Origin of the sequence: Moraxella sp. CTOTU49097 (assembly GCF_032064105.1) — a bacterium.
In the GTDB taxonomy this organism is placed as follows: Bacteria; Pseudomonadota; Gammaproteobacteria; order Pseudomonadales; family Moraxellaceae; genus Faucicola; species Faucicola osloensis_B.
In genome coordinates this window covers 1-11,004 of sequence record NZ_DAMBOA010000033.1, presented here as the reverse complement: position 1 = coordinate 11,004, position 11,004 = coordinate 1, and the positions used below count along the sequence as shown (strand labels likewise).

8 protein-coding genes and 4 tRNA genes are annotated in these 11,004 nt (G+C 46.6%); 11 read left to right on the top strand and 1 reads right to left on the bottom strand.

The window, feature by feature from the left end:
• The 3 genes from RT064_RS10600 to ssb form a co-directional block, all read left to right on the top strand.
• Window positions 1–924: hypothetical protein (locus tag RT064_RS10600; RefSeq protein WP_313063294.1), on the top strand; the 924-nt coding region annotated here is incomplete at its 5' end.
• A 194-nt stretch (window positions 925–1,118) separates the two neighbouring features.
• Window positions 1,119–2,483: an MFS transporter gene (locus RT064_RS10595; RefSeq protein WP_313063291.1), complete on the top strand. Its 1,365-nt coding sequence runs from the start codon at window positions 1,119–1,121 to the stop codon at window positions 2,481–2,483.
• 125 nt (window positions 2,484–2,608) lie between these two features.
• Window positions 2,609–3,301 (top strand): single-stranded DNA-binding protein, encoded by a 693-nt coding sequence (gene ssb / locus RT064_RS10590; protein WP_313063289.1) that lies wholly within the window; start codon window positions 2,609–2,611, stop codon window positions 3,299–3,301.
• A 134-nt stretch (window positions 3,302–3,435) separates the two neighbouring features.
• On the opposite strand, the gene RT064_RS10585 is transcribed toward ssb, so the two are convergent.
• The gene (locus tag RT064_RS10585) at window positions 3,436–4,476 is read right to left on the bottom strand and encodes an NADP(H)-dependent aldo-keto reductase (RefSeq protein ID WP_313063287.1); all 1,041 of its coding nucleotides are present in this window, start codon (window positions 4,474–4,476) and stop codon (window positions 3,436–3,438) included.
• 371 nt (window positions 4,477–4,847) lie between these two features.
• On the opposite strand from RT064_RS10585, the gene gspN reads away from it, so the two are divergent.
• From gspN to RT064_RS10545, 8 genes are all read left to right on the top strand, one after another.
• Window positions 4,848–5,672, top strand: coding sequence for a type II secretion system protein N (gene gspN, locus RT064_RS10580; RefSeq protein WP_313063284.1), 825 nt, complete (start codon window positions 4,848–4,850; stop codon window positions 5,670–5,672).
• Between the two features lie 22 nt (window positions 5,673–5,694).
• Window positions 5,695–6,708 (top strand): type II secretion system protein N, encoded by a 1,014-nt coding sequence (locus RT064_RS10575; protein WP_313063281.1) that lies wholly within the window; start codon window positions 5,695–5,697, stop codon window positions 6,706–6,708.
• Between the two features lie 134 nt (window positions 6,709–6,842).
• A complete protein-coding gene (gspD, locus tag RT064_RS10570) occupies window positions 6,843–9,194 on the top strand; it encodes a type II secretion system secretin GspD (RefSeq protein WP_409519566.1) in 2,352 nt (783 codons plus the stop codon).
• Window positions 9,195–9,257: 63 nt separating this feature from the next.
• Window positions 9,258–10,097, top strand: a complete 840-nt coding sequence (locus RT064_RS10565; RefSeq protein WP_313063277.1) for an FHA domain-containing protein — start codon at window positions 9,258–9,260, stop codon at window positions 10,095–10,097.
• 151 nt (window positions 10,098–10,248) lie between these two features.
• A tRNA-Thr gene (locus RT064_RS10560) sits at window positions 10,249–10,324 on the top strand.
• 43 nt (window positions 10,325–10,367) lie between these two features.
• Window positions 10,368–10,451, top strand: a tRNA-Tyr gene (locus RT064_RS10555).
• Window positions 10,452–10,526: 75 nt separating this feature from the next.
• Window positions 10,527–10,600: transfer RNA gene (locus tag RT064_RS10550), tRNA-Gly, on the top strand.
• A 20-nt stretch (window positions 10,601–10,620) separates the two neighbouring features.
• Window positions 10,621–10,695: transfer RNA gene (locus RT064_RS10545), tRNA-Thr, on the top strand.
• The last annotated feature ends 309 nt before the right edge of the window (window positions 10,696–11,004 follow it).

Sequence of the window (11,004 nt, the reverse complement as noted above, 5' to 3'; positions counted from 1 at the left end):
TTTGACGCCAGCGGACTATCGAGCAAAGAATACAAAGCCAAAATGAAAGAAAACGGCGCGCTCGTTGCTTACGGTGTGCCGCCCTGCCCAAAAGGTCACACCCTCAAAAACAAACAAGCCAACTGCTTACAATGCAACCCCCAAGCCATCGCATCGCTCAAACGCCAAGCCACCCCAGGTGAGGTGTATATCGCCGTCTCACCCAGTCAGCTGCTTGCCAAAATCAGCCTAGTAGAGGACGCAAGCGATATCATCCAGCAATTAAATAGCGAAAATCATGCCGAAATCAACGATTGGGCATTAGCGATGACAGGTCGCACCGACTCCATCGGACAAATGGAAAACCACTTGCAGCAGCGCCTTGCCGATTACCAAGTACCCAGAAAACTCACTGCCGATGGCAAAACCACCAAAGCCTCGGGCGTGTACGATGTCGATGTGCATGATGCGCTTGAAGTAATAAATGAAATGCCTTTCACCTTAAGCGAAATTGATAACGCGGTGATGGATGATTTTCACGCCCGCTATAGCGATAAACAGCTTCGCGAGCAGCAGCAAACTGAGCAGTTAGCCATCGAAGAAGCAGCGCGTAAACAAGCAGAACTTGCCGAACAAGCGCGACAAAAACAGGCTAGGCTTGAAGAACAGCGCCAACTACAACAACAAGCCAAACAGCAAAAATTGGCACAAAAGCAACAACGCCAACAGCAGCTTGAAGCCAAAAAAGCGCAAAAACAGCAAAAAATTGCCACCCAAGTGAAGCATAGCCCGTTAGATGGCGCGCTAGTGGCTACCCCAAAATCATCATCTATCAGACAGTCACCGCAAGGATTTTTTGACAACCAAAAAAATGTGATGTGGCTGATGATTGCTATCGCAGTGATTTTAGCCATCATGGTAACCGCTTACGCAATGCTAAAATAATGGGGCTGAAACGATAAAGCCAAAATAATGGGGCTAAAATAATAAGGCTAAAATAATTTTTATTGCCAATAAATTCTCTGGGATAAAAATTAGGCATATAATAAGCTGTTTTTGGCAAAATTTTGTGAGCCACCATGTCAGTAAAACCAACGTCAGTAAAATCAACGTCGAGAAATATAAGTCACAACGCCTCCATGAACGCATCCGAAAAGAAAGCGATTGCCGGGTTGGGCGGTATCTTTGCCTTGCGCATGCTCGGACTATTCATGATTGTGCCTGTGTTTGCCGTATATGGGACACAATATGCACACGCCACACCATTTTTGATTGGATTGGCGATCGGTATCTATGGCTTAGGGCAAGCGATTTTTCAGATTCCCATGAGTTTTTTGGCTGACAAATATCCGCGTAAGCCGATTATCATTGCAGGGTTATTGGTGTTTGCGCTTGGGGGAGCGATTTGCGCCTTATCAACAGACATCTATATGGTGATATTGGGGCGTTTGATTGCAGGCAGTGGTGCGGTTTCAGCGGTGGTGATGGCACTGCTCGCGGATGTGACCCGTGAAGAGCATCGCACCAAAGCGATGGCAACCATGGGGCTGACCATTGCCATGTCGGTGATGGTCGCATTTGGGCTCGGTCCGATTTTGACGCATGTGCTCGATATTTCAGGCTTGTTTTGGGTGACAGTGGCGTCCGCTATTTTCGCCATTGGCTTACTGTGGATTGTGCCCACCCCAAATCGGGTACTAAAGCACAATCTCAATAATCACTCAGTTAAAGCACAGTTTGCTGACGTATTAAAAATTGCCGATATTAACCGGTTGCATTTGGCGATTTTTGCGCTGCATCTGTCAATGACAGCGATGTTTACCTTATTGCCGCACCAGTTTCATGATGTGCTTGGCTTGACGGTGGCGCAGCAAGGTTTTGTGTATTTGCCGCTACTATTATTGGGTTTTATCATTGCAGTTCCATTGATTATCATCGCAGAAAAAAAACGGCAAATGCGCGCCGTGTTTTTGGCGTCTTTAGCGACCTTGGTGGCGGGATTGGTATTTTTGGCAGTGGCTAGTCAGACCATCGTGGGTTTAATTATTGGGCTTGCGGTTTATTACATTGGCTTTAACAGCCTTGAGGCGACCATTCCGTCTTGGATTTCCAAACGCGCGCCCGTTGCCAACAAAGCGACGGCAATGGGTATTAACTCATCTGCACAGTTTTTGGGTGCTTTTGTGGGCGGTGCCATGGGCGGTATTTTGCTGACCAAACCGATGTGGTTATCGTGGACGGTGCTCGCCATCGTGATCGTCATTGCGTTATTATTTATCCTGCCGATTGCATCCCCACCGTATTTGACCAGCCTAACGATTACCCTGCCAATAGGTATCGACACGACTGCATGGTCACAGCAAATTTTGGCGATTGACGGGGTGGATGAGATAGTAATGATGCCAAAAGAAAACATTGCTTATCTCAAACTGGATAAAGAAAAATTGACCGATGACACGCGACAGCATTTGTCACATCTTACCGGTCAGACGCTAGCAATTTGATGCAAAGTTTAGTAAAGTAATGGCATTGTAGTTGCGCTAAATCTGCAAAGATTTGGCTAAAAACACTATAGAGTTATTGAGACATTCATCAAAAAAGTTATCAAAAAAATCATCAAGGAAATTCTATGCGCGGCGTAAATAAAGTAATCATTGTAGGCAACCTTGGTTCAGATCCTGAAGTCAAACAATTTGCCAATGGCGGTAGCGTGACGCGTATCGCCGTGGCGACAAGTGAGCAGTGGAACGATAAACAAACAGGTGAGCGCCGTGAGCAAACCGAATGGCACCGTATTTCATTGTTTAATAAACTCGGTGAAATTGCGGCGCAATACCTGCGTAAAGGTAGCCAAGTCTATATCGAAGGTAGCCTTCGCACCAGTAAATACACCGATCAAAATGGCGTAGAGCGTTATGCCACAGAGATTCGTGCCGACCAAATGCAAATGCTCGGTACAGCAGGCGGCGTTCAAGGCGGTATTGCTAATAACAACACTGCCGGCACAACCTACCAAAACCAGCCCCAAGGTGGTTATAATCAAGTTGGCTACAACCAAGGTGGCAACCAAGCACCCAATCATTTTGGCGGCTATCCAAACCAAAATAATGCCCAAGCTGCGCCACAAGCGGGTCAAAATGCAGGATTTGGCAATAACCCATTTATGAATGGCAACCAAGCGCCACAAGGGGCAAATACAGCAAATAATCAGCCTGCCCAAAATCCCCAACAAAACCCAGCCATGGCAATGCCAAAACCAGGCGCAGTTGATGATGATATCCCGTTCATCTATATATCAAATGAACTAGTTGGAATTATATAACTTAAATATTTTAATTTTTACTAGGTTTAAAAAAAATCCTTGCACAGTCACACTGTTGCAAGGATTTTTTATGCCGTTTTTTCTGATAGTAGCTAGTAGCCTGCTAGTAAGGTGCAGAATTTAAGCTACGAGGTTTAAGGCGCAGGGTTAGGGTATAAGGTCTGCACCGCTTCGATATCAGCCAATACCTCTTGGGATAATACCAAGTCTACGGACGCGATATTGCTGGCTAGTTGCTCAATGGTGGTTGCCCCAATGATGTTGGCAGTCACAAACGAGCGGCTATTGACAAACGCCAGTGCCATTTGTGCCATATCTAGATGATGTTTTTTGGCGACCTCGGCATAGGCTTGGGTGGCTTGTTGCGCTTGCTCATTTAAATAACGGGTAAAATGGTTATAAAGGCTCAAGCGACTATTGGCAGGCTTGTTACCGCCCAAATATTTGCCTGATAACACACCAAATGCTAGCGGTGAGTAGGCAAGTAGCCCAATTTGCTCGCGGTGACTGATTTCTGCCAGTCCCACTTCATACAAGCGATTGAGTAAACTATACGGATTTTGTATGGTGATAGGTCTAGCAAGCCCATGTTTATCGGCTTCTGCTAAGTAGCGCATGACCCCCCAAGGGGTGTCATTGGATAACCCATAAGCGCGGATTCGACCTTTGGTGATTTCATCATTGAGTGCTTCGATGGTTTCCAAAAATGGCGTCAATTCTTTGGTATCTTGCTGCGCCATACTTTCTGTATAGCCGCGTTGACCAAAAAAGTTGGTCTGACGCTCTGGCCAGTGTAGCTGATAAATATCGATATGGTCGGTTTGCAAGCGCTGCAGGTTACTATCTAATGCCGCACGAATGGTTTTTTTATCAAACTTGGTATTGCCACCGCGCAAAAAATCATTGCGAGAGATTTTACTCGCCAATACGACATCATTTCTTTTGCCTGTCTTGGCAAACCAGCTACCCATAAAGCGCTCGGTATCACCCTGTTTGTCTTTATCAGGGGGTGACGGATACATCTCTGCGGTATCCCAAAAGTTGACACCGTGCGCAAGGGCATAATCCATTTGTTCATGGGCATCCTGCTCGCTGTTTTGCTGCCCCCAGGTCATCGTGCCTAAGCAAATTTTGGAGACGCTATCGCCCAGTTGTGGCAATGTATCAAATTGCATGCTATTTTCCTTGTGTTCTGTATTATAGTTTTAACCAGCTTGGTGAGGTGATTGTAGCAAACTCAGGGTGATAAAGTCGGTTGCAAATTGTAGTGAGTGCGGCAGGCAGCCGCAATAAACAGCCCGCCCAAAACAAGTCTGACAAAATTTTGATTTTTTATGGATTGACATTACAACGCAATAAAAATCAGTTATGATAAAGCGTTTCACTTTAGTTAGAAAAATATTCGAGTGTTGGCGCAGAGTGGGTTCAAAATTTTTTGCGCTAATGGCAATTTTTATCCTGCATGAATTATTTGATTGTTGATTAATTTGCTTGTGGATTGCGTCACTTTATCGGTGTCAAAAATCATTGTAAAAGGTATTCAAGTTTGGCAAATGTCAATTCATTACGTCCGACAAAACTATGGTGGCTGGTAGGTCTGGTTTTGCTTTGCTTAAGCTTGGTGATTCAGCTACCTGCAGCGTGGTTACTGCAAAAATTTGCCCCAAACAACCCTTACTTGCAGCAAATATCGGGCAATCTTTGGCAGGGTAAAGCCAATTGGCAAATCAATGCGCGCCCCAATACGCCGCTGGCGGGTAGTGTCGATTGGCGCTGGCAGCCGTGGCATTTATTGATGGGCAAACTGGGTATGGCAGTCGATATCCGCTCTGGCAAAACCGGCTTGCAAGGTGTGGTCAAATTCAATAAAACCAGCTGGCAAGCCAATGATTTCAACGGCAAAATCAGCCCTGATACATTGGCGCAGTTGGTCAGTTGGCAATTACCCGACACACCGATTACCATCAAAGAAGTGTCGATTGAAAAAAATAAGCAAGGTTATCAAACCGCCGAAGGTAGCATGAATTGGGCAGGTGGCGATTTGGGGTATCCCACAGGCGGCAAAACCTACCTCATCAAACTCCCCACCATGCAAGGAAACTTAAGCGCCGATAAAGCAAGTGTGCAGCCAGCAGCCAACGCTAATGGTATTAATAGTAGCAACAAGGCAGCGCAAGGTAAAAGCTTGCATTTAGCCCTTACTACACCGCAAGCCGAGCGATTGGGGGATTTTTATCTTGACCAAGATAATATGATAGATGTGTCATTGACCCAGCGGCTGCTCAAAAATATGCCAGCGTACCAAGGCAAAGGGGCTGATGACAGTGTGGTGGTGTCCATTCGCCAGCCTTTGACCAGTATGGGTAATTAGAGACGTAGCGATGATAGCAGATATGATAAAAGCCACCCAGCGTCCCTCGTTGAGCCGTAAAACAACGACTGGGAAATTTGTGCCGATGGCGGTGGTAGAAAAACTGTATCCTTGGTTGCTATTGGCAGCTATTTTTTGGTTGGTATGGCAATTAAGCCAAGCGATTTGGCTGGTGGTTGCCCCGCCCAAAGCCCCTGTACTCACACCAGTGCCCATACAGATGAACTTGGTCGCGCAATCTGCCAATAGCAATGCATTAGATTTTTTTGCTCAACCAACTGCCCCTCAAGCGCCGGCAGCGACACCCCCAGATATTAAAGTGGTGGGCGTGACCATTGCCACCCCAGAGAGTCAATCGTATGCAATTTTGACCGCCAATGGTAAAACCTTAAGCTATCGTATCAACGACATGATTGATGGCAGTGGTTATAAATTGGTCAAAGTCGCAGCCGATTTTGTAATAGTGGCAGATGCCAGTGGTCAAACCAGTAAAGTGCCATTTGGGCAACCGTTTTTTCTTGACCAAAGCGAGGCTATCAGAGCTAAAGCGCAAGCCAACGGTGCGGCAGGCGTGGGTAACGGCTCAAATATGGGACAGACCCCTACACCGAGCTTAAACGGGGCTGGTCCACAAGCGATTGGCGGCGCGCCAGTGGCTACAGGCGATCCGCATGATCGAGAGGATTCTGCGCCCACTATGGCGACGTCAAATGGTGCCAGTACCTCGCCAAGCGGTGCATCGTCAGCCATTGGTGGGGCGATTCAAGGGCTTCAGCAAAATGCCTCAGGGTATCTAAGCCAAATGGGTGTGGCAGCAACAGGGCAAGGCTATTTGGTGACCGATGCGATGTCCGCAGGACTAAAAAACCGACTGGGGCTACAAACAGGGGATAAAGTCCTCTCCGTCAATGGACAAAACGTGGGTCAAAACCCAACACAAGATGCCCAGCTACTACGTCAAGTGCAACAAGCAGGACAAGCGCAAATCCAAGTTCAGCGCGGCGACCAAGTCGTGACAGTACGCCAGTCATTTTGATAAAACATAGTAAAAAGTTACAGACGTCATCGCTACGTGAGAAACAAGTCGGTGATATGCGTTAAAAATTGATAAGGTAAATTATGAAATACCCAACCATGCTAAAGCCACTATTTTTGAGCACGACACTGGCTATGAGTATCAGTTTGCTGAGCAGTGGTCTGTCAGCTGCCCATGCAGCCACTGGCTATAAAGTGCATTTGCAAGACGCTGATATCAAGGCGTTTATCGACCAAATTGCCACCATCACCCAAAAGAACTTTGTGCTAGACCCACGCATTAATGGCAATGTGACGGTAATTTCAAACAAACCCTTATCCCGTCAAGAAGTGTATGACTTGTTTTTAGCCGTGATGAAAGTCAATGGCATTGTAGCGATTGATCGCGGGCTGACCACAGAGCTTGTTCCTGATACCGTTGCCAAGCAAGCAGGGGTGGATGTGGACTTGCGGGGTAATACCGCAGGTAGCCAAATGGCGACCCGCATCTATTATCTCACCAACACCAATGCCAATGACATCTTAAACGTCATCCGTCCGATGATGCCGCCGTATGCCAATGCCGCTGTGGTGCCAAATGTCAATGCCATTATCCTCTCTGACCGCGCCGACAGCCTCAATCAATACGCAAAATTGATTAGCGATCTTGATAGCAATATGAATGACAAGCTGACCATTATTCCGCTGCGTCATGTCGATGCCAAGCGCATGATGGATTTATTAAGCTCACTGACAGGTACGGGCGGTGGTACAGCGCCAGCTGCTGCGGGTCAATCAGGGCAGGCTGCTGTGGCATCAACCGGTGGCAGCCTCATCAATATCATTGCCGACCCGATTTCTGATAGGCTGCTCGTCAAAGGTAGTGCAGAGATGACAGCCAAAGTACAGCGAATGGTAGAGCAGTTAGACACCGTGCCGACGCAACGTCTCAGTGGGCTTCGCGTGTTTCGTTTAAAATATGCCAGTGCCACCCATATTGCAGAAATGCTACGCGGACTGCTTGCCTATCAATCCATCAATAGCTCAGGTGACCAAACCACCTTGCAAGCAAGCTCAATGTTTCAATCTAGTAGCGATACCAATAATAACAGCGCAGCGACCACCACCAATACCGCAGCCTCACCGACAGGCTCACCGCTTAATACCTCGTCCACCAGCAACACAACGACTGCGCAAAACAGCGGCTATCAAGGTAGACCTTTTAGCATTATCGCTGACCAAACCCAAAATTCCGTCATCGTCAATGCCAACCCAGAGTTAATGGTAGAAATCGAAAATGCTATTAATGAGCTAGATACCCGCCGTGACCAAGTGTTGATTCAAGCAGCGATTATGGAAATCTCAGGTAATGATACCCAACAACTTGGCGTGCAATGGGCAATGGGCAACGCCAACAGCGGCGTAGGGGTGATTAACTTTAATAATATCGGCGCATCCGCAGTAGGTCTGGCATCTGAGATATTAAGCAAAACCCCAGGTACGGCGGCAGCTTCTGTGGCAGGCGCGCTGTTGGGGATTGGTACTAGTAAAACCGATAGTAACGGTAATCGTGAGTTTTATGGCGCGATTTTGCAAGCCATCAATAAAACCAACAACGCCAATCTGTTATCCATGCCCTCAATTTTGACGTTGGATAACGAAAAAGCCAATATTTTGGTAGGGCAGAACGTACCATTTGTGACCGGCTCTTATACCACGGCAAGTAACTCATCAACCACGCCGTTTCAAACCGTGAGCCGTCAAGATGTTGGTATCAATCTTAATGTCATTCCGCATATTGGCGATAATGGCTCAGTGCGACTTGAGATTTCGCAGGAAGTGTCCTCCATTGTCGATGGTACCCTCAATAACGTGAGCGGTGTCGTCACCAACAAGAATTTAATCAAAACCACCATTTTAGCGGATAACCAACAAACCGTGGCACTGGGTGGGTTGATGCGTGATAACAGCACCTATGGTCAGCAAAAAGTCCCAGGATTGGGTGATGCGCCGATTCTTGGTAATTTATTTCGCTCAAAAAGCAAAAACTCGGACAAAACCAATCTGATTGTATTTTTACAGCCGACCATTTTGCGTAATGGTAGCGCGGTGGCAAGCGTGACCGAAAAAAGCTTAGACGGTATTCGTACCATGCAACTGGTAATTGACAAAAACGGTACCCTCAAACAAATCCCACTTAATATCAGCGCCATGTTCCCCAATACCAATACGGTGCAAAATGGCGTCAAACTGCCAACAGATGATTTGGTTACCCCAGCCGGACAAAGCTTATCAAACACGCCAAGAGTGTATGCCAATGGTGTTGATATCGTCACGCCCGTGTCATCAAACGTGCCTCGCCAAAGCAGTTCATCGACCACAACTGTCACTCGCCCAGCGAGCAACACCGTCACCCAATCTACAGGGCAGGGCGCAAAAATGGCGCAAACGCCTGTGGTGATTGCGACGCCGCCTGCGGTGCAGACCATCACCGTGACAAATCCCTAAAAATGTCCCATAATGCCAAGCATAATGATACTATTAAATACCCCTTAGGAGTAGGAGACTTGCATGGACAATCATCAAACTAATACAGTGGATACGATGAACCTTACCGACAACTCACAAGGCACTTCATGGCAACTCATTGGACTGTCACCAGCGTTGGCGGATTTAACCATAGATATTGATAAAAGCTTAAGCATCGGACGTAGCGATAGCAATGATTTGGTATTAGCGACCTCACAAATCTCTCGCCAACACGCCAAGATTAACCGTATTGGTGAGCAGCTGTATGTGCAAGACTTAGGCTCAAGCAATGGTACCTTTATCAATGGTGAGCGTATCAGTACAGACGCCCATGCTTTGCAAGCCACCGATGAACTCGCCTTTGCTGACTTGGTATTTTTGGTGGTAAATGCCCCAGTCGATGCACTGGATGATGATAGTTTTCTCAATAGTTTACAAGACATTGAGAACTTCACACCCACCACTGACATTCATACCCAAACTGAGTTGGCTAAATCGGTTGAGCCCATATCAGCTAACGCTGCAGCCAACGCCGCGCCTGTGATAGATGTCGTTACCACGCAAGATTTTTTACCTAGCGAGCAGCTGAGCAACACTCACGTCGAACAATCTGTACCCTCTACACCGACAACAACAGTCGATGTATTAAGCGTTGATAACTCACCATCGCCGCTACTTAATACACCGGCTCAGACGCCTGTCGTCACTGAGGTAGTACCACCACAGCCCGTTGTCTCACCTGTTCAGCCAGTGCAACCATCGCCAGTTAGCACAGTAGAAGCTGATGCAATCAAACCTGCAGCAAAGAAAAACGCCACAGTCGCAATAATAATCGTGGTAATTATTGCGCTGATTATTGCATCAGTGTTGTTGATGTATTAGGGTTTGGGTAGCAAATAAGCGGCGCAAAGCGCCTAAAATGCGGATTTGAATCATCAAATTTACGTTTTAGCAAAAAAAATGAAAAAAAACTAAAAAAACGCTTGCAAGATTAAAAATATTTGCTAAAATGCTCACCACTTTCAAGCGATACGCCGGCTTAGCTCAGTTGGTAGAGCAACTGACTTGTAATCAGTAGGTCGCCAGTTCGACTCCGGCAGCCGGCACCATTCTTTAACACATCGTGTTAAGCGTACCTTGAAAGACAACTATGGTGGGGTTCCCGAGCGGTCAAAGGGGACGGACTGTAAATCCGTTGCGAGAGCTTCGAAGGTTCGAATCCTTCCCCCACCACCATTTGCCTGCTATTGTTATCTGAATATTCCCTAATCACGTTAACAGTAAGTCCAGTATGCTTGGGCGGGTCGCATTGCGGGTGTAGTTTAGTGGTAGAACTTCAGCCTTCCAAGCTGATCGTGCGGGTTCGATTCCCGCCACCCGCTCCATTATTCTAAACCAAAGTTTTGCTCATATAGCTCAGAGGTAGAGCACTCCCTTGGTAAGGGAGAGGTCCCGAGTTCAACTCTCGGTATGAGCTCCAGTTTTATAGAAAATACATTGATAGAAACCAAAAAATAGTTGAGGCAGCACAGACGTGTTGCCTTTTGTTTTAGCAATAACAAAAAAGTTTGACCATAAAGATGAAGGCTATGGAAAAAACTTGAAATTTATGTTAAATTTGCTATTTTAGTGACCTAGCAACACTCACATTGGCAACACCAGCACTGGCAATACAGATACACCAGTTGGTTTATAGCTTTGAGCTAGGGTATTGCTAACAGTTTAACAATGATCAGAGGATTAAATTATGGCAAAGGCCAAGTTTGAACGTACTAAACCACACGTTAAC

Excerpts from the sequence above, each read along its gene's own strand:
- RT064_RS10595 (WP_313063291.1), top strand. The coding sequence starts at position 1,119 with ATGAACGCATCCGAAAAGAAAGCGATTGCCGGGTTGGGCGGTATCTTT.
- ssb (WP_313063289.1), top strand. The coding sequence starts at position 2,609 with ATGCGCGGCGTAAATAAAGTAATCATTGTAGGCAACCTTGGTTCAGAT.
- RT064_RS10585 (WP_313063287.1), bottom strand. The coding sequence starts at position 4,476 with ATGCAATTTGATACATTGCCACAACTGGGCGATAGCGTCTCCAAAATT.
- RT064_RS10575 (WP_313063281.1), top strand. The coding sequence starts at position 5,695 with ATGATAAAAGCCACCCAGCGTCCCTCGTTGAGCCGTAAAACAACGACT.
- gspD (WP_409519566.1), top strand. The coding sequence starts at position 6,843 with ATGAGTATCAGTTTGCTGAGCAGTGGTCTGTCAGCTGCCCATGCAGCC.
- RT064_RS10565 (WP_313063277.1), top strand. The coding sequence starts at position 9,258 with ATGGACAATCATCAAACTAATACAGTGGATACGATGAACCTTACCGAC.